Consider the following 18,633-nt stretch of genomic DNA (forward strand, 5'->3'; position numbering starts at 1 on the left):
TTGGGAGAAGGGATCAGGCTTCACACCGTATCTGATGAAGTCCTGTCCGCACATGAAGGCGGAAAAATCCAAATGAAAAGCAAAATGCCGATCCGCTCACTGGCAGAGCTCGGACGTGTCTATACACCAGGTGTAGCAGACGTGTGCAGGCTGATCGAAAAAGAACCTGAAAAAGCGTCTATTTATACAACGATCAGCAATTCTGTGGCGATTGTAACGGATGGAACGGCAATTCTCGGTCTTGGGAATATTGGCTCTGTGGCAGGCATGCCTGTCATGGAAGGAAAGGCTGCTCTGTTTGATCAGCTGGCGGGTATTAGCGGTATTCCGATATTGCTTGATACGAGTGATCCTGAAGAAATCATCAAAACGGTAAAGCATATTTCTCCGGGTTTTAACGGCATCCTGCTTGAAGATATCGGCTCGCCGCATTGCTTCGAAATCGAGGACCGCCTAAAAGAGGAGCTGAACATCCCTGTTATGCATGATGATCAGCACGGTACAGCTGTTGTCACGCTGGCAGCTGCCATCTCGGCATGCAGGAGTGCGGGTGTTGACCTGAAAGAAGCGAAAGTGGGACAAATCGGCCTGGGCGCAGCAGGCGTTGCCATCTGCCGGATGTTTATGGCCTACGGCGTGAAAGCAGTGTACGGAACAGACAAATCAGAGGCAGCAATGAACCGTCTCGAACAATACGGCGGACAGGCAGTTGCCAGCATTGAGAAGCTCATGGAAACGTGTGACATTGTCATTGCCACAACGGGCGTTCCGGGATTAATTAAACCAGCATTTGTGCGTTCTGGCCAGGTGATTTTGGCTTTATCGAATCCGAAGCCGGAAATTGAGCCGGAGGCCGCGCTGCAGGCTGGCGCCGCATATGCAGCTGACGGGCGTTCTGTTAATAATGTACTCGGTTTCCCGGGGATTTTCAGAGGAGCGCTCAACGCAAAAAGCAAGGAGATTAATCATGATATGCTTGTCGCAGCAGCAGAGGCCATCGCAGCCTGCACAAAACAAGGCGATGTAGTCCCTCAGCCGCTTGATTCAAAAGTCCATCATGAGGTAGCGGCTGCGGTTGAGCACGCCGCTCTTACAGCAGTAAAATAAATGAAGGAAAACAGCACCTGGCATAAACAGGTGCTGTTTTTTCTCATCATATGATGATCTTTGCTATAATTGTTGTGAAAATAAATAAGGGAGTGATCAGAATGGCAAAAAGCCGAGCGAAAAAGAAGCGGGAGCATCTGCTTAGAAATGGCGGACGTGACGTCATATTATCAAGAGGCAGTACACCATCGTTCAGCACACATGAAAGATTGGCAAAAAGCAAAAAAGAGATTTTGAATAAACGGAGGCATAAGAATCCTTATGATCATACGGCAGTTGATGATAAGGATTTTTTTGTGCTCCAAAAAGCCGCCTAGCATTCTTCTCTATCGTTTCTTTTTTGAAAAAGGGCATGTTTTTCCGTTTCTTTCATACAATCTATTAAATCAAATCACTAGAGCGGGCGGGAGGAAACGGTATGCGAAAAATCTCTTATAAGGACATGTTTCTCCGACATGTCAAAGATCATCTCTCTCTTTATATATTTGTCTCAGTCCTGTTTTTCATGGGTGTCATCTTTGGCGCGATTATTGTCAACAGCATGACCATCAGCCAGAAAGAAGATTTATACTACTATTTAAGCCAATTTTTCGGACAGCTTTCGGATGGAAAACAGGCAAGTTCATCTGATATGTTTGGGCAAAGTATCTTTCATAATGCAAAGTATTTAGGGTTGATGTGGATATTGGGAATTTCCGTTATTGGGATGCCGATTATTTTTATCATGATCTTTCTAAAAGGCATCGTCGTCGGCTTTACTGTCGGGTTCCTTGTCAATCAGATGGGAGTCAGCGGTTTTTTCTTATCCTTTGTCTCCGTTTTGCCCCAAAATGTGCTGCTGATTCCGGCTTATCTCATTATGGGCACGTGTGCGATTGCGTTTTCTTTAAAGTTAATTAGGCAGCTGTTCGTGAAACGAAGCCTTCATGACGCGCCGATTCAGTGGTTCGGGCGGTATGCCTTTGTGCTTCTGGTCATTCTGTTTTTAGCGCTGATCTCATCACTCTTTGAAGCATATTTATCTCCAGTTTTAATGGAAAAGCTTACATCGAGACTTTTTTAAAATGATTATTAAGAGAAAATCGTTTTATTTATCAGTTTATAATAATTATAGTTGGAACTCTGCGCGTATTTTGTTATAATGAGTCATGGAATGCGGCGTAGGAGGGAAAGACATGGAAAACCGTATTGATCGAATTAAGAAACAACTGCACTCATCCAGCTACAAACTTACGCCTCAGCGTGAAGCGACAGTAAGAGTGCTGCTTGAAAACGAAGAAGACCATTTAAGCGCAGAAGATGTATACCTCCTCGTAAAAGAGAAATCTCCTGAGATCGGTCTCGCAACAGTATACCGTACGCTTGAATTATTAACTGAATTAAAAGTCGTTGATAAAATTAACTTTGGAGACGGCGTGTCCCGTTACGACCTTCGGAAAGAGGGCGCAGCTCACTTTCATCACCACTTGGTGTGCATGGAGTGCGGAGCCGTTGATGAAATTGAAGAAGATTTGCTTGAAGACGTGGAAGAAATCATTGAACGTGATTGGAAATTTAAGATTAAAGATCATAGATTGACGTTTCACGGCATATGCCACCGCTGTAACGGAAAAGAAACTGAATAAACGGTGCCGAGCGCGAACCTTTTCTCATGGGGAAAGGGTTTTTTGCTGTTTCTATGTATAAAACCTTTCTGATTTGGCATATGGTTTAAATAACTGGAACCATAGGGAAAGGATCGATTAGGACATGGGAAGATTCCTAAAAACAGCTCTCGATGCATTGAAAGTTTTCATCCTGTTTACCGGTTTTACCGCTCTGTTCTATTATGCTATGATATGGGTGAATCAAGAGTATGAAAACTATCATCGGTACGATAAACCGGAAGGCTCCGCTGTAAAAGTTATTGAAATGGATCAGGATGAAAAAGGCGGATGGTTCGACCGGTTGATCTTTTTTTACCAAAACGGGGAGTAGATCAAGAGTGAAAGATCAAATAAAGGATTTCATCCACTACGTCATGGTAGAGAGAGGGCTTTCCCAAAACACGGTGGTATCCTATGAACGTGACTTGAAAAGCTATTCTCTCTATTTAACAGAAACCCTTCATGTTACAGATTGGAATCACGTAACCCGCATACATATTATCCAATATTTAAAGCACTTGAAGGACTCGGGGAAATCCGGCAAGACATCGGCGCGGCATTTGGCATCGATTCGCTCTTTTCACCAATTTCTGCTCAGGGAAAAGGTGACGGACAAGGATCCTTCCGTTCATATCGAAACACAAAAGACCGAACGGGCGCTTCCGAAGGTGCTCGCTCTCAATGAGGTCGAGCGATTATTGGACACGCCTAAGCTGACAAGCCCTTTCGGCTATCGGGATAAAGCGATGCTAGAGCTGCTTTATGCGACAGGCATACGAGTCAGTGAGATGATTGAATTGAAAACGGCAGATGTTCATTTATCCATGGGTTTTGTCCGCTGCTTCGGGAAAGGAAGAAAAGAACGGATTGTGCCAATCGGAGAAGCCGCCGCTTCCGCTATTGAGGAATATATGACAAAAGCCAGGGGAAAACTGTTAAAGAACAATGTGTCTGACGCTCTCTTTTTAAATCATCACGGCAAACAGATCAGCCGCCAGGGATTTTGGAAAAACCTGAAGAAAATCGCGCTGGAAGCTGGGATCAAAAAAGAGCTGACCCCGCATACCCTCAGGCATTCCTTTGCGACCCATCTGCTTGAGAACGGTGCTGATCTTAGAGCGGTGCAGGAAATGCTCGGCCATGCGGATATATCCACGACGCAAATTTATACGCATGTGACGAAAACAAGGCTGAAGGATGTGTACAAGCAATTTCATCCGCGCGCCTAGCCGCAGGTGGCTGCGGCTTTTTTGTTTAGGGCGACAGAAAATATTGAAGTTTCTCATTATTTCCGAATGCATTGTCAACGGGAATGAAAACGGTTTATACTTGAGTTGTCTGACCTCTTAGCGATACAATAGACGTATAGAAAAAAAGGAGGCTTTCAGGAGATGCCTGCATACAAATATAATCGTGTGTTTTTAATTGTGATGGACTCAGTCGGAATCGGCGAAGCGCCGGATGCCGCTGACTTTAATGACGAAGGCGCCAATACGCTTGGGCATATTGCCGAGCATATGAATGGATTACATATGCCGAATATGGCAAAACTCGGTCTTGGTTTCATCGGAGATATCAAAGGTGTAGAAAAAACAGAACATCCGCTTGCGTATTTTGGAAAAATGCAAGAAGCGTCTAACGGTAAAGATACCATGACTGGCCATTGGGAGATCATGGGCTTGTATATTGATAAACCGTTTAAAGTGTTCCCGGGAGGCTTTCCTGATGAACTGCTTCAGGAGCTGGAAAAGAGATCCGGACGCAAAATTATCGGAAATAAGCCGGCTTCCGGCACAGCGATTTTGGATGAACTTGGCCAGGAGCACATGGAGACAGGGGCTTTAATTGTATACACATCTGCTGACTCTGTTCTGCAAATTGCCGCTCACGAAGAGGTTGTGCCGCTTGAAGAGCTGTACCGCATTTGTGAAACGGCGAGAGAGCTGACGCTTGATCCGAAGTATATGGTAGGCCGCATTATCGCACGGCCGTTCGTCGGAGAGCCGGGACAATTTAAACGGACACCAAACCGTCATGACTATGCGCTTAAGCCGTTTGACCGCACTGTCATGAATGAATTGAAAGACAGCGGCTTAGATGTGATCTCAATCGGAAAAATCTCTGATATTTATGACGGAGAAGGCATTACATCTTCACGGAGAACAGTTTCCAATATGGACGGAATGGACAAGGTGATCGATACGCTGGGAGAAGACTTTACTGGTCTGAGCTTTGCGAACCTTGTTGATTTTGACGCTTTATTCGGACATCGCCGTGACCCAGAGGGCTACGGGCGTGCGCTTGAAGAATTTGATGCACGTCTTCCGGAAGTGTTTGAGAAAATGAAAGAAGACGATCTGTTAATCATTACAGCTGACCACGGCAATGATCCGATTCATCACGGGACAGACCATACACGCGAGTACGTGCCGATTCTTGCTTACAGCAAAAAACATAAGAAAGCGCAAATGCTGCCGCTTGCAGATACATTTGCTGATATCGGTGCAACGATCGCTGATAATTTCCAAACGAATAAACCGAAATACGGGAAAAGCTTTTTATCTTTATTACAATAGGGGGACTGTTTCTTGAAAGACAGAATCGAACGCGCAGCCGCTTTTATTAAGAAAAACCTGCCGGAATCTCCGAAGATCGGCCTTATTTTAGGCTCAGGTCTTGGTATTTTGGCGGATGAAATCGAAAATCCGGTCAAGCTGAAATATGAAGACATACCTGAATTCCCGGTATCCACTGTTGAGGGACATGCTGGCCAGCTTGTGCTTGGCACCCTTGAAGGAGTTTCCGTCATAGCTATGCAGGGCCGTTTTCATTTTTATGAAGGCTATTCAATGGAGAAAGTCACTTTCCCTGTACGCGTGATGAAAGCGCTCGGCGTGGAAGCATTGATCGTGACAAATGCCGCTGGCGGTGTCAATACTGAATTCCGTGCGGGAGACTTAATGATCATTACTGACCATATCAACTTTATGGGAACAAACCCGCTGATCGGGCCAAATGAAGCCGATTTCGGCGCCAGATTTCCAGATATGTCTTCAGCCTATGACAAAGACCTTTCTAGCTTGGCTGAAAAAATTGCGAAAGACCTTAACATTCCAATTCAAAAAGGCGTGTATACCGCTGTGACAGGACCATCTTACGAAACACCGGCAGAAGTCCGTTTCTTAAGAACAATGGGTTCTGACGCAGTCGGCATGTCTACTGTTCCGGAAGTCATTGTGGCGAATCATGCAGGAATGCGTGTCCTTGGCATTTCCTGCATCTCTAACGCGGCAGCCGGAATTCTGGATCAGCCTTTAAGTCACGATGAAGTAATGGAAGTGACGGAAAAAGTAAAAGCAGGATTCTTGCAGCTTGTAAAAGCAGTCGTCGCTCAGTACGAATAAAAATGGAGTGATAGCAAGATCAAAAGACAGCTGTGTCTGATATGACGCAGCTGTCTTTTTTTATGCCCAAAAAAGATACGAAACATTTTCCATCAGTGGCGTATAAAACCATCCGGCTTGGAAAAAATAAAAAGGATTATGAAATGGAGGGCTTTTGAGATGAAACGTCTTTTATCCACTTTGTTGATTGGTATAATGCTACTTACATTTGCACCGTCTGCATTTGCAAAACAAGACGGAAAAGGCACATCGGAGCTTGCTCATGAAGCGAAGTCTGCGGTGCTGATAGAACGTGACACGGGAAAAGTGCTTTACAACAAGAACAGTAATGAGAGACTGGCGCCTGCAAGCATGACGAAAATTATGACGATGCTTTTAATTATGGAAGCTTTAGATGAAGGCAAAATCAAAATGAGTGATAAGGTCCGTACGAGCGAGCACGCGGCTTCAATGGGCGGCTCGCAGATTTTCCTTGAACCCGGTGAGGAAATGACTGTCAAAGAAATGCTGAAAGGCATCGCAATCGCATCGGGAAATGACGCTTCCGTTGCGATGGCTGAATTCATTTCCGGCTCTGAAGAAGAATTTGTGAAGAAAATGAACAAAAAAGCAAAAGAGCTGGGCTTGAAAAATACATCCTTCAAAAACCCGACCGGACTGACCGAGGAAGGACACTACAGCTCTGCGTATGACATGGCAATCATGGCTAAGGAATTATTGAAATACGAATCAATAACGAAGTTTACCGGCACGTATGAAGACTATTTGCGCGAAAATACAGATAAAAAGTTTTGGCTTGTCAATACGAATCGGCTTATCAAATTTTATCCTGGCGTAGACGGTGTAAAAACAGGCTATACAGGAGAGGCCAAATATTGTCTGACAGCTTCAGCTAAAAAAGGAAACATGCGGGCCATTGCGGTTGTGTTCGGAGCGAGCACACCTAAAGATAGAAACGCGCAAGTGACAAAGATGCTTGATTTCGCTTTTAGTCAATATGAAACACATCCTTTATATAAACGAAATGAAATAGTAGCAAAAGTAAAGGTCAAAAAAGGCAAACAAAAATTTATCGAACTCACTACTTCTGAGCCGATTTCAATATTGACGAAAAAAGGCGAGGATATGAAAAATGTGAAAAAAGAAATCAAATTGAATGACAATGTAAGTGCTCCTGTTCAAAAAGGCCAAGAGCTTGGGACACTCGTTCTGAAAAAGGATGGAGAAGTGCTCGCTGAAAGTCCTGTTGCTGCTAAAGAAGATATGAAGAAAGCCGGGTTCATAACATTCTTGAAGCGGACGATGGGAGACTGGACAAAATTTAAATAATTATGCCGAATGATCACTAGTTTTGTCACGGTGAAGGAATTCATTCCGTCGAAATCGAAACACTCATTATCCGATCATATCAAGGAGGAATGAGCATGAGCCTTGGAATTGACATGCATGTCAAAGAATCTGTGCTTTGTATTCGATTAACAGGCGAACTCGATCACCATACGGCTGAAACCCTGAAACAAAAAGTGACTCAATCATTGGAGAAGGATGATATTCGCCATATCGTGCTGAATCTGGAGGACCTTTCCTTTATGGACAGCTCGGGGCTTGGCGTCATTTTAGGAAGATACAAGCAAATTAAGCAAATTGGCGGGGAAATGGTCGTTTGCGCTATCTCACCTGCGGTGAAGCGGCTGTTTGATATGTCGGGTCTGTTTAAAATTATCCGTTTTGAACAATCTGAGCAGCAGGCGCTGCTGACGCTGGGGGTGGCATCATGAAAAACGAAATGCATCTTGAATTTTCTGCCCTCAGCCAGAATGAATCGTTCGCCCGTGTCACAGTTGCTTCGTTTATTGCCCAGCTTGACCCGACAATGGACGAACTGACCGAAATCAAAACAGTCGTGTCAGAGGCTGTGACGAATGCTATTATCCATGGATATGAAGAGAACTGTGACGGAAAAGTTTACATTTCAGTGACGCTGGAAGATCATGTCGTATATATGACCATTCGTGATGAAGGCAGGGGCATTACAGATCTTGAAGAAGCCCGCCAGCCTTTATTCACGACTAAGCCTGAGCTTGAGCGTTCTGGAATGGGCTTTACTATTATGGAGAATTTCATGGATGATGTCAGTATCGATTCATCACCTGAGATGGGCACAACGATTCGCTTAACAAAGCACTTATCAAAAAGCAAAGCGCTTTGTAATTAAGGAGATTTGTTATGGATGTGGAGGTTAAGAAAAACGGCAAAAACGCTCAGCTGAAGGATCATGAAGTAAAGGAATTAATCAAACAAAGCCAAGATGGCGACCAGCAGGCAAGAGACCTCCTCATAGAAAAAAACATGCGTCTTGTTTGGTCTGTCGTACAGCGGTTTTTAAACAGAGGATACGAGCCTGACGATCTCTTTCAGATCGGCTGCATCGGGCTGTTAAAATCTGTGGACAAATTTGATTTAACCTATGATGTGCGTTTTTCAACGTATGCAGTGCCAATGATTATCGGTGAAATCCAGCGTTTTATTCGTGATGACGGAACCGTAAAGGTGTCAAGGTCATTAAAAGAGCTCGGAAACAAAATCCGGCGCGCGAAGGATGAGCTTTCAAAAACACTAGGCAGAGTGCCGACGGTGCAGGAGATCGCCGATCATTTGGAAATTGAAGCAGAAGATGTCGTACTCGCCCAAGAGGCGGTAAGGGCTCCGTCTTCGATTCACGAAACCGTTTATGAGAATGACGGAGATCCGATTACCCTGCTTGATCAAATCGCTGACAACTCAGAAGAAAAATGGTTTGAGAAGATTGCGCTGAAAGAAGCGATCAGCGATTTGGAGGAAAGGGAAAAACTAATCGTCTATCTCAGATATTATAAAGACCAGACGCAGTCCGAGGTGGCTGAGCGGCTTGGGATCTCTCAAGTTCAGGTTTCCAGGCTTGAAAAGAAAATATTAAAACAGATCAAGGTTCAAATGGATCATACGGATAGCTAGTCTGCAATGCAGGCTAGCTTTTTTGTGTGCAAAAGCATGGTAATTTATGGTCTTTTCGAGCAGATGAATGAGAACAAAATCGAACCACATACTACATATATAACCACCGAAAGATGGTGATCAATGATGGAACGACGTATATTTATCCGACTTCGCCACAGGGTGCTGGCCCATCCGGGAGATATCATCACGGTTGGAGATGCCGCGCAAATTGAAGGACAGCTTCAGCTGAAAAAAAAACTGTCGGCTATGCCGCTTTATCAGGTGAGCGAAAAAGATAAAAATATTGTAATTCTGGATATCATACAAGTCCTCAAAGCCATTCATTTACAAGATCCGACACTTGATGTTCAAACGGTAGGAGGAGCAGAAACCATTGTTGAAATTCAGTATCGGAAACGGCAGTTATCAACGGTTCTGTTTATCGGTGTCTGGCTGCTTCTGTTTATCGGATCGTGTCTTGCCATTATGAACTTTCATGAGGATGTAAGCATGAGAGATGTTCATATCGCACTATATGAAATCATAACCGGAGAGAGAAATGACTATCCATATTTGCTTCAAATCCCATACAGCATCGGTTTGGGACTGGGGATGATTGTGTTTTTTAACCACATATTTAAAAAGCGCCTTAATGAAGAGCCCAGCCCGTTGGAGGTTGAGATGTTTAACTACCAGCTTGATCTCGACCAATATGTGGCCATGCATGAGAATCAAGAAACAATAAAGGACTTGCATGATCGTTAGTATATTGTTCATTATTTTTGTCGGGCTCGGCGGAGGCATCACGGTAGGGGCTGGCTTCGTTGCTTTTTTAACCGTAATGGGAATCATTCCGCGGCTGATGCAGCTCACCAAAACGATGAGATTTGTTCAAGCTTATGAAGCGGCTGTTATTCTTGGCGCGGTATGCGGGGGATGGGAGACGCTTCATATGAACCATCTTTTTTTAACAAAATGGATTGCCGTGCCGGTCGGGCTGCTGGCAGGTTTGTTTGTCGGGATGCTTGCAGCTGCCCTTACAGAGGTTTTAAATGTCTTGCCGATTTTAGCAAAACGAATCGGACTCAGAAGTAAAATCATTATTCTCTTAATGGCCATCGTGATTGGGAAAATCGCGGGATCTTTATTTCACTGGCTGTATTTTATTGATCATTCATAAGGAGGTTTCAAGATGACAAACATAAAAGAAAACTACAAATCAAAAGTGAAAACATATCAGCCTAAGCCGCCTTACGTCTGGAACTGTGTAAAAGCCTTTCTGGTAGGCGGTCTGATCTGTGCGATCGGGCAAGGTCTGCAGAATTTTTATATCCATTTTTTTGATTTTAATGAAAAAACAGCGGGAAATCCAACGGCGGCAACACTGATATTAATTTCAGCCCTGCTGACCGGGTTCGGTATCTATGACAGAATCGGACAGTTTGCAGGCGCCGGTTCAGCTGTACCGGTCACAGGTTTCGCCAACAGCATGGCAAGCGCGGCTCTTGAATATAAAAGCGAAGGGTTTGTGCTCGGAGTAGCGACAAATATGTTTAAACTGGCGGGAAATGTCATCGTTTTTGGTGTTGTGGCTGCTTACATCGTCGGAATGATTCGGTTTGCTTTTGAGAAACTGATGTCATAGGAGGAGAAGAAAATGAAATTAACAGGAAAGCAAACCTGGGTATTTGAACATCCCTTATTTGTCAACTCGGCGGGAACGGCAGCCGGACCAAAGGAAAAAGACGGGCCGCTCGGCTCTTTATATGATAAAACCTATGACGAGATGCACTGTAATCAAAAAAGCTGGGAAATGGCTGAACGCCAGTTAATGGAAGATGCTATTACTTCAGCGCTTCAAAAAAATAATCTGACAAAAGATGATATTGATCTATTGCTGGCAGGCGACTTGCTGAATCAAAACGTGACGGCCAACTATGTGGCAAGACACTTGAACATTCCGTTTCTTTGTATGTTTGGCGCCTGTTCAACATCAATGGAAACAGTGGCTGTCGCATCAGCCCTAGTTGACGGCGGGTTTGCGAAGAGGGCGCTCGCTGCCACCAGCAGTCATAATGCCACAGCGGAAAGACAGTTTCGTTATCCCACAGAATACGGAGGCCAAAAACCGGACACTGCCACCTCTACTGTCACCGGAAGCGGAGCAGTTGTCATCAGCCAGACACCGGGTGATATCCAAATCACAAGCGCGACTGTCGGAAAGGTTTCTGACTTAGGAATTACAGATCCGTTTGATATGGGATCGGCCATGGCTCCGGCTGCAGCTGATACGATTAAGCAGCACTTTAAAGACCTCAACCGGACAGCGGATGACTATGATCTGATCCTGACAGGTGACCTATCCGGCGTCGGATCTCCCATCGTAAAAGACATCTTAAAAGAAGATGGCTATCCGGTCGGCACAAAGCATGATGATTGCGGGCTTCTGGTTTATACGCCGGATCAGCAGGTCTTTGCCGGAGGGAGCGGCTGCGCATGTTCAGCGGTCGTTACTTACTCTCACATTTTTAAGCAGCTGAGAGAAGGAAAATTAAACCGTGTATTTGTCGTGGCGACCGGGGCGCTGTTAAGCCCGACAATGGTCCAGCAAAAAGAAACCATCCCGACCATCGCCCACGGGGTTGTATTTGAGCGTGCAGGAGGTGCATCTTAACATGGACTACCTTTTGGCTTTTGTATGCGGCGGGGCCATTTGTATTGTTGGCCAGCTGCTGTTAGACGTATTTAAATTGACGCCAGCCCACGTCATGACGTCCTTTGTCGTTATAGGGGCGATTTTAGATGGTTTCGGGATTTACGATAAATTTATTGAATTTGCCGGAGGAGGCGCCACTGTTCCGATCGTCAGCTTTGGCCACAGTCTTCTGCATGGTGCCATGCATCAGGCGCATATACACGGATTTATCGGGATCGGCATGGGGATTTTTGAGCTGACATCTGCCGGTATCTCAGCCGCCATTCTCTTCGCCTTTCTCGTAGCTGTTATTTTCAAACCGAAAGGATAATGTCAACATGACGACAAAGCGAAAGGTCATACTGGTAACAGACGGGGACGTGTATGCCGCTAAAACAATTGAATACGCCGCAAGCCAAGTGGGAGGCCGATGTATTTCACAATCAAAAGGCAACCCTTCCATCCGCAGCGGCGCGGAGCTTGTCAAGCTGATCACCTCTGCACCGTATGATCCTGTCTTTGTCATGTTTGACGACTCAGGCCTTCAAGGAGAGGGTCCGGGAGAAGCCGCTCTTACCTATGTCGCCACCCATCCGTCAATTGAAGTGCTCGGTGTGATTGCGGTCGCGTCAAAAACACATCAGGCTGAATGGACCAGAGTTGATGTAAGCATTGACCGCAATGGAGAAATAACAGAATACGGCGTGGATAAAGTCGGAGAAAGGGAATTTGATGAACACAGAATGAGCGGAGATACTGTCTATTGCCTTGATAAACTTGATCTCCCGCTTATTGTCGGCATCGGGGATATCGGCAAAATGGGCAGAAAAGACGATATCTCAAAAGGGTCGCCAATCACCATGAAAGCGGTCGAGTTTATTTTAGAAAGGAGCGGGTATCATGCCGGACCAAAAGGAAGAGAAAATCCGGGTTTATCGAGATCCAGCCAAAAATGAAGCGTATTTTAAAAATCGGGTCGGAATGGGAATTAGCTATGATGTGGGGGTTCGCAAGCTTAATATCTTAGACAAGGAAATACAGCTTTACTATCTGAATGGATTATCCGACACCGCTTATATCATTCATTTAATGAGAGAACTTGTTTTCATTAACAATCGGGATGAGGATCCAGATAATCTGGTTGATATTGTCGAAAACAGGCTTCTTAATGCCCAGGTTGAAAAAGTAAAAACGCTGGATGAAACAACTGACCAAGTGCTGTCCGGATTAGTTGCAGTCATTGTTGAAGGCGCAGGCTTCGCATTTATTATTGATGTCAGAAGCTATCCGGGCAGAAATCCGGAAGAGCCTGATACAGAAAAGGTGGTCAGGGGAGCCAGAGACGGATTTGTTGAGAACATCGTTGTCAATACGGCGCTTCTCAGACGGCGGATCAGAGACGAACGTCTTCGCATCAAGATGACAAAGGTTGGCGAGCGATCAAAAACGGACCTGAGTATTTGTTATATAGAAGATATTGCAGATCCGGATCTGGTTGACATCGTGGAAAAAGAAATTGCTGCCATTGATGTTGACGGATTAACAATGGCAGACAAAACAGTAGAGGAATTTATCATTAAACAAAGCTACAACCCGTACCCGCTCGTCCGCTATACAGAAAGGCCGGATGTGGCGGCTAATCATGTACTTGAAGGCCATGTCATCATTATGGTTGATACATCACCGAGTGTGATTATCACCCCGACGACTTTGTTCCACCATGTTCAGCATGCTGAAGAATACAGGCAGGCGCCTGCAGTCGGCACTTTTTTAAGATGGGTAAGATTCTTCGGTATCATTGCATCCACTATATTTCTTCCGATTTGGTTTCTCTTTGTCCTGCAGCCGGACCTGCTTCCCGATAATATGGAATTTATTGGTTTGAATAAGAATACGCATATTCCGATCATCCTGCAGATATTCTTAGCTGATTTAGGGGTCGAGTTTCTCAGAATGGCTGCCATTCATACCCCGACAGCTTTATCCACGGCGATGGGTATCATTGCCGCTGTGCTGATCGGACAAATTGCCATTGAGGTCGGCCTGTTTTCGCCAGAGGTTATTCTTTACGTTTCACTTGCAGCAATTGGAACCTTTGCCACGCCTAGTTATGAATTAAGTTTGGCAAACAAAATGGGCCGTCTCACTCTCATGATACTCGTTGCTATATTTCATGTAAAAGGGCTCGTTATCGGATTTACAGTGTTAATTATTGCCATGGCCAGCATCAAATCTCTCCAGACACCGTACTTGTGGCCGCTGATTCCCTTTAACGGCAAGGCGCTGTGGCAGGTGCTGATCCGTACAGCGAAACCTGGTGCAAAAGTAAGACCAAGTATCGTTCACCCAAGAAATCGCTTAAGACAGCCTACCAATTCATAATCGCATTGAAACTGCCTGAAGAGTATGATAATGTATGTCTTAATTATGAAGGGACAGTCCATAAAACTGTCCTTTTCACCCATAAGCGGAGAAAGAGGGAATGACATTGTTCTTACATGGCACAAGCAGACAAAATCAACATGGGCATTTAGAAATCGGAGGTGTGGACGCTCTCTATTTAGCAGAAAAATATGGCACACCTCTTTACGTATATGATGTGGCTTTAATACGTGAGCGTGCTAAAAGCTTTAAGCAGGCATTTATTACTGCAGGGCTGAAAGCACAGGTGGCATATGCGAGCAAAGCGTTCTCATCAGTTGCAATGATTCAGCTCGCTGAGGAAGAGGGACTTTCTTTAGATGTTGTGTCCGGGGGAGAGCTTTATACAGCTGTTGCCGCAGGCTTTCCGGCAGAACGCATTCACTTTCATGGGAATAACAAGAGCAGGGAAGAACTGCGGATGGCACTTGAGCATCGCATCGGCTGCATTGTGGTGGATAATTTCTATGAAATTTCGCTTTTGGAAGACCTATGTGAAGAAACGGGACATTCCATCGATGTTCTTCTTCGGATCACACCCGGAGTAGAAGCGCATACGCATGACTACATTACAACTGGTCAGGAAGATTCAAAGTTCGGTTTCGACCTTCATAACGGACAAACTGAACGGGCGATTGAGCAAGTATTGCAATCAGAACACATTCAGCTGCTCGGTGTCCATTGCCATATCGGTTCGCAAATTTTTGATACGGCCGGTTTTGTGTTAGCCGCGGAAAAAATCTTCAAAAAACTGGACGAGTGGAGAGAATCATATTCGTTTGTATCCAAGGTATTGAATCTTGGAGGAGGTTTTGGCATCCGTTATACGGAAGACGATGAACCGCTCCACGCAACTGAATACGTTGAAAAAATTATCGAAGCTGTGAAAGAAAATGCTGCCCGTTACGGTTTTAACATTCCGGAAATTTGGATCGAACCGGGACGCTCTCTCGTGGGAGACGCGGGCACAACCCTTTATACGGTTGGTTCTCAAAAAGAAGTGCCGGGCGTCCGCCAGTATGTAGCTGTAGACGGAGGCATGAACGACAATATTCGTCCTGCACTTTATCAGGCTAAGTATGAAGCTGCGACAGCCAACCGTATCGGAGAAGCGCATGACAAAACGGTTTCGATTGCCGGAAAGTGCTGTGAAAGCGGCGATATGCTGATTTGGGATATTGACCTGCCGGAAGTAAAAGAAGGCGATCTTCTTGCTGTTTTTTGTACAGGCGCTTACGGATACAGCATGGCCAACAATTACAATCGAATTCCGAGACCTGCCGTTGTATTTGTAGAAAATGGCGAGGATCACTTAGTCGTGAAGCGAGAAACATACGAGGATATTGTGAAACTTGACCTGCCCTTTAAAACGAGTGTAAAGCAATAAAAAAGCGCCGATTTCTCGGCGCTTTTTCTTATTTGAATATAGAAACAATCGCATTCCAGATAGATACGAAGAAATCAATGACTTTCTGGATGAAGTTTTTGCCCTCATCTGATTCTATGAATTTCGTAATCTTATCTTTCGCTTTATCAAGCTGGTCACCGACCTGTCCCCAGTCGATGTCAACATTTTTCATTTTATTGAATAGGGAGACAAGCTGATCTTTTTGGCTGTCTGTAAGTGTGACGTTTAAATCAGAAGCTGCATCGTCCACTTGTTTTTCAATGTCAGCTTTATTGTCAGGCACACCGTTTTTAGCAAACTCTTCTTTGATTTTTGCAATCAGCGCAGCTGCATTTTCGTTACCGATTTTGTCTCCAAGCTCTGATGTCGTAACAAGCTCTTGGTTGGCTACTTGCTTAACATCTTCCGAGATCGCTTCATCAGAAGAAACTTCATACGCCTTAATCAATCCAGTTAAAGCCGCAGTCCCGGATACTTCAAACGGTGCTGTAACATACACCTTCGCATCTTTAACACCGGCAGTCATCAGCGCATTCAGGTACATTTCATCTGTAATGCCGCTGATATTATGTGTTTCAACATTCAGTCCAGAGCCTTTTTTGGCAATGGTTATCGATGATGAAGAAATCGCTCTTGATCCGATTTGAGCGCTCGATATATATTTTCCTAAATATTCATGTTCTTCCTTATTGGTCACAGTTACCGTTGTGGCATTATCAGGGACATTCATTTCATCAAGCACTTTTTGTTTATCAGATTCTGATAAATCAGCACCTAGTGTTACAATGACATCTCCAACTGCGGCATCCGCGAGACTGACTTTCGGAATCGTCAGCAGCAAAACGGCCGCCGCCAGCATTCCAATCCATATTTTTTTCAAAGCAGTTTGACCTCCTTCAATTTCACAAGCAGCTGGATAGAGCTGCTTTGCGAGGACCTGAATCATGATGAAAATACAGTTCCGTTAGGTTAGACGGAGATAAAGAGATCCAGGTTTCATTTTTATTTTTTGTAAAGCCGGGAGATTCGTTTTCCCCCGAAAGGTGTGGTATAATAGCCGCGACAAGGAGAGACAGGCTATAACCTATCATACATAATCTCCTTTGAAAATTAAAATAAAGAAAGTAGGCATACAATTGAAAACAGGTTACTTTTTATTAGAAGACGGCAACAAAATTGAATTTGAACTTTATCCTGAAGCTGCACCGGGTACTGTCGCAAACTTTGAAAAGCTTGCGAACGAAGGCTTTTATGACGGGCTTACATTCCACCGAGTGATTCCAGGCTTCGTGAGCCAAGGCGGCTGCCCTCACGGAACTGGCACAGGCGGTCCGGGATACACAATCAAATGTGAAACAGAAGGAAACCCGCATACACATGAAGCGGGCGCACTTTCTATGGCACACGCTGGAAAAGACACTGGCGGCAGCCAATTTTTCATCGTCCATGAGCCGCAGCCTCATTTGAACGGTGTTCACACTGTATTCGGTAAAGTAACAAGCGGATTAGAATTCGCGAAAAACATGTCTAATGGCGACGTCATGAAAGAAGTTCGTGTAGAAGGCTAATAGGCAGGCAGAAGGCTTTCCCATCTCGGGGAAGCTTTTTTATTTGCAAAAAATGATCCAATAGAAAACCGCCTGAGTGCTAGAGGCGGTGAACAAAAAGACATTTATCCGGTTAAAGAGGAGAGTTTTGTCTCACTTAAAAGCAGACAGGAATTACAATATTTTAGTCACATTCTGATCGGAAAATTGACTGTTAATCATTTTGGATTGGCTTACAAAATTGTTTTCAATGACAATTCCCGTATTCGAGCCGCCGGAACCAAACACAGATTTGGACACAGTTAATGGACTGATCGTAAAAGCACCGCCTACGTTTACTACACTGTTCCCGGAAACGTTGTTTATATTAATAGGATAATCAATCATTTACGGAGTCTCCTTTCAAATTCACTATTTTTTATATGTATTATTGCTAGAGTCAATAAGCGTAAACTTATTGGTAAAAATACTTATCTTTTATATGATGTCGCGAAAAGGGGTAGATTCTTCAATCATTGCATCTTTTTTAGCCAGTCACGTCAAGTCAAGCAGGCAGAATTGGCTTTTATTTCTGTGGACTTCATATATAAAATTAAGAAAACTTTAAAGTTACATGGTTCATTGAAAATGGGATTTTGTAGTAAAATGAATCAAAACAAACGTGATGTTATGAAAAGGAGCTTGGCGTTATGAACAACAAAGGCTGTATAAAATGCGGAAGTACTGAAGCGGGACAAAAAGAAATAGCCACAACCGGTACGGGATTATCGAAGTTGTTTGATGTGCAGCACAACCGTTTTCTTGTGGTGTACTGTAAGAATTGCGGATATTCAGAGTTTTATAATAAAGAATCTTCAACCGCCGGCAATATATTGGATTTGTTTTTTGGAGGCTGATCCATGTTTTCGGGCTTCAATGATTTTAAACATATCATGAAAGCAAAACGGGATGCCGGTTATGTCACCTGTGAAATAGGCTGCCGCAAACATTCCAGTAACCTTCTTGACGTGAATCATTTTGTCAAGCGCCATGGGTATCATGGACTGGGCGATCAATGGAATGCAGTAGATGAACAGACTGCCCGTAACCTCATGAGTTATATACGATCTAAAGATTTAGCATACGAGTACTCTCTTTCTTCCGAGCCCATCGCTTCTGAACTATGCGATTATTTCTTACGTTATTTTTCGGATGATCCTGTGTATGATACGAATGCTGATGTCGATGTTCAGCCCGATTATGTTGAACTAATCAGCTGGAGTCCAATTTCCCAAGCGACATTTGATGCAGGACTGGTTGTGATCGACAAGAAAAAGATAGGCATGATTTGGGCAGAAGATGAAGATGAACAGATTGTAAAATCACTTCAATGGTCCTGATGGGATTTCTTTTTGATTCGTGATAACATAAATTGAAGATCGTTGTTTAT

General features: G+C 44.3%; 25 protein-coding genes and 1 pseudogene. 23 read left to right on the forward strand and 3 right to left on the reverse strand.

Annotated elements, in window-relative coordinates:
• From RAC86_RS13365 to lysA, 20 genes are all read left to right on the forward strand, one after another.
• Nucleotides 1-1,107: NAD(P)-dependent malic enzyme (locus RAC86_RS13365; protein ID WP_377885750.1), on the forward strand; the 1,107-nt coding region annotated here is incomplete at its 5' end.
• Between the two features lie 101 nt (nucleotides 1,108-1,208).
• Nucleotides 1,209-1,424: a hypothetical protein gene (locus RAC86_RS13370; protein WP_072566505.1), complete on the forward strand. Its 216-nt coding sequence runs from the start codon at nucleotides 1,209-1,211 to the stop codon at nucleotides 1,422-1,424.
• 101 nt (nucleotides 1,425-1,525) lie between these two features.
• A complete protein-coding gene (spoIIM, locus tag RAC86_RS13375; protein ID WP_014114272.1) occupies nucleotides 1,526-2,170 on the forward strand; it encodes a stage II sporulation protein M in 645 nt (214 codons plus the stop codon).
• Between the two features lie 112 nt (nucleotides 2,171-2,282).
• Nucleotides 2,283-2,732, forward strand: a complete 450-nt coding sequence (gene fur / locus RAC86_RS13380) for a ferric iron uptake transcriptional regulator (protein ID WP_003223972.1) — start codon at nucleotides 2,283-2,285, stop codon at nucleotides 2,730-2,732.
• Nucleotides 2,733-2,856: 124 nt separating this feature from the next.
• Nucleotides 2,857-3,084, forward strand: coding sequence for a YqzK family protein (locus RAC86_RS13385; protein ID WP_072566504.1), 228 nt, complete (start codon nucleotides 2,857-2,859; stop codon nucleotides 3,082-3,084).
• A gap of 7 nt (nucleotides 3,085-3,091) precedes the next feature.
• A complete protein-coding gene (gene xerD / locus RAC86_RS13390; protein ID WP_003236743.1) occupies nucleotides 3,092-3,982 on the forward strand; it encodes a site-specific tyrosine recombinase XerD in 891 nt (296 codons plus the stop codon).
• 162 nt (nucleotides 3,983-4,144) lie between these two features.
• The gene (deoB, locus tag RAC86_RS13395) at nucleotides 4,145-5,329 is read left to right on the forward strand and encodes a phosphopentomutase (RefSeq protein ID WP_072566503.1); all 1,185 of its coding nucleotides are present in this window, start codon (nucleotides 4,145-4,147) and stop codon (nucleotides 5,327-5,329) included.
• Nucleotides 5,330-5,341: 12 nt separating this feature from the next.
• Entirely contained in the window at nucleotides 5,342-6,157 is an 816-nt protein-coding gene (locus tag RAC86_RS13400; RefSeq protein WP_014114270.1) for a purine nucleoside phosphorylase I, inosine and guanosine-specific, read from the forward strand.
• 159 nt (nucleotides 6,158-6,316) lie between these two features.
• A complete protein-coding gene (dacF, locus tag RAC86_RS13405) occupies nucleotides 6,317-7,486 on the forward strand; it encodes a D-alanyl-D-alanine carboxypeptidase DacF (RefSeq protein WP_041520991.1) in 1,170 nt (389 codons plus the stop codon).
• A gap of 95 nt (nucleotides 7,487-7,581) precedes the next feature.
• Entirely contained in the window at nucleotides 7,582-7,935 is a 354-nt protein-coding gene (spoIIAA, locus tag RAC86_RS13410; protein WP_003223957.1) for an anti-sigma F factor antagonist, read from the forward strand.
• On the forward strand, nucleotides 7,932-8,372 hold the full coding sequence (spoIIAB, locus tag RAC86_RS13415) for an anti-sigma F factor (RefSeq protein WP_003223955.1): 441 nt from the start codon (nucleotides 7,932-7,934) through the stop codon (nucleotides 8,370-8,372). Before spoIIAA ends, spoIIAB begins: the two co-directional genes overlap by 4 nt.
• Before the next feature lie 11 nt (nucleotides 8,373-8,383).
• Complete coding sequence (gene sigF, locus RAC86_RS13420; protein ID WP_014114268.1) at nucleotides 8,384-9,151, forward strand: RNA polymerase sporulation sigma factor SigF; 768 nt, start codon at nucleotides 8,384-8,386, stop codon at nucleotides 9,149-9,151.
• A gap of 126 nt (nucleotides 9,152-9,277) precedes the next feature.
• Nucleotides 9,278-9,898: a stage V sporulation protein SpoVAA gene (spoVAA, locus tag RAC86_RS13425; protein WP_003223950.1), complete on the forward strand. Its 621-nt coding sequence runs from the start codon at nucleotides 9,278-9,280 to the stop codon at nucleotides 9,896-9,898.
• The gene (spoVAB, locus tag RAC86_RS13430) at nucleotides 9,888-10,313 is read left to right on the forward strand and encodes a stage V sporulation protein SpoVAB (protein ID WP_072566502.1); all 426 of its coding nucleotides are present in this window, start codon (nucleotides 9,888-9,890) and stop codon (nucleotides 10,311-10,313) included. Before spoVAA ends, spoVAB begins: the two co-directional genes overlap by 11 nt.
• A gap of 12 nt (nucleotides 10,314-10,325) precedes the next feature.
• Entirely contained in the window at nucleotides 10,326-10,778 is a 453-nt protein-coding gene (gene spoVAC, locus RAC86_RS13435; protein WP_014114265.1) for a stage V sporulation protein AC, read from the forward strand.
• Nucleotides 10,779-10,790: 12 nt separating this feature from the next.
• Entirely contained in the window at nucleotides 10,791-11,807 is a 1,017-nt protein-coding gene (spoVAD, locus tag RAC86_RS13440) for a stage V sporulation protein AD (RefSeq protein WP_014114264.1), read from the forward strand.
• 1 nt (nucleotide 11,808) lies between these two features.
• On the forward strand, nucleotides 11,809-12,159 hold the full coding sequence (spoVAE, locus tag RAC86_RS13445; RefSeq protein ID WP_003236718.1) for a stage V sporulation protein AE: 351 nt from the start codon (nucleotides 11,809-11,811) through the stop codon (nucleotides 12,157-12,159).
• A gap of 7 nt (nucleotides 12,160-12,166) precedes the next feature.
• Nucleotides 12,167-12,784 carry a stage V sporulation protein SpoVABEA gene (gene spoVAEA / locus RAC86_RS13450; RefSeq protein WP_041520990.1) on the forward strand — a complete coding sequence of 206 codons (618 nt, stop codon included), beginning with the start codon at nucleotides 12,167-12,169 and terminating at the stop codon, nucleotides 12,782-12,784.
• The gene (locus RAC86_RS13455; protein ID WP_072566501.1) at nucleotides 12,729-14,210 is read left to right on the forward strand and encodes a spore germination protein; all 1,482 of its coding nucleotides are present in this window, start codon (nucleotides 12,729-12,731) and stop codon (nucleotides 14,208-14,210) included. Before spoVAEA ends, RAC86_RS13455 begins: the two co-directional genes overlap by 56 nt.
• Before the next feature lie 106 nt (nucleotides 14,211-14,316).
• Entirely contained in the window at nucleotides 14,317-15,636 is a 1,320-nt protein-coding gene (gene lysA / locus RAC86_RS13460; protein ID WP_072183508.1) for a diaminopimelate decarboxylase, read from the forward strand.
• 28 nt (nucleotides 15,637-15,664) lie between these two features.
• Here the strand turns inward: lysA and RAC86_RS13465 are convergent, their stop codons facing one another.
• A complete protein-coding gene (locus RAC86_RS13465) occupies nucleotides 15,665-16,537 on the reverse strand; it encodes a DUF1002 domain-containing protein (protein WP_014114262.1) in 873 nt (290 codons plus the stop codon).
• Nucleotides 16,538-16,793: 256 nt separating this feature from the next.
• On the opposite strand from RAC86_RS13465, the gene RAC86_RS13470 reads away from it, so the two are divergent.
• Entirely contained in the window at nucleotides 16,794-17,225 is a 432-nt protein-coding gene (locus RAC86_RS13470) for a peptidylprolyl isomerase (RefSeq protein ID WP_003223931.1), read from the forward strand.
• Between the two features lie 153 nt (nucleotides 17,226-17,378).
• Here RAC86_RS13470 and RAC86_RS13475 read toward each other — a convergent pair whose 3' ends face one another.
• A complete protein-coding gene (locus RAC86_RS13475; RefSeq protein WP_014114261.1) occupies nucleotides 17,379-17,591 on the reverse strand; it encodes a spore germination protein in 213 nt (70 codons plus the stop codon).
• Between the two features lie 302 nt (nucleotides 17,592-17,893).
• Between RAC86_RS13475 and RAC86_RS13480 the strand changes: the two genes are divergently transcribed.
• Nucleotides 17,894-18,100, forward strand: coding sequence for a zinc ribbon domain-containing protein (locus RAC86_RS13480; protein ID WP_003223929.1), 207 nt, complete (start codon nucleotides 17,894-17,896; stop codon nucleotides 18,098-18,100).
• On the opposite strand, the pseudogene RAC86_RS13485 reads toward RAC86_RS13480, so the two are convergent.
• Nucleotides 18,043-18,280, reverse strand: a pseudogene (locus RAC86_RS13485) (hypothetical protein). The gene RAC86_RS13480 and the pseudogene RAC86_RS13485 overlap by 58 nt on opposite strands.
• 15 nt (nucleotides 18,281-18,295) lie before the next feature.
• On the opposite strand from RAC86_RS13485, the gene RAC86_RS13490 reads away from it, so the two are divergent.
• On the forward strand, nucleotides 18,296-18,583 hold the full coding sequence (locus RAC86_RS13490; RefSeq protein ID WP_072566500.1) for a hypothetical protein: 288 nt from the start codon (nucleotides 18,296-18,298) through the stop codon (nucleotides 18,581-18,583).
• The last annotated feature ends 50 nt before the right edge of the window (nucleotides 18,584-18,633 follow it).

It is taken from the genome of Bacillus sp. LR_5 (assembly GCF_042709275.1).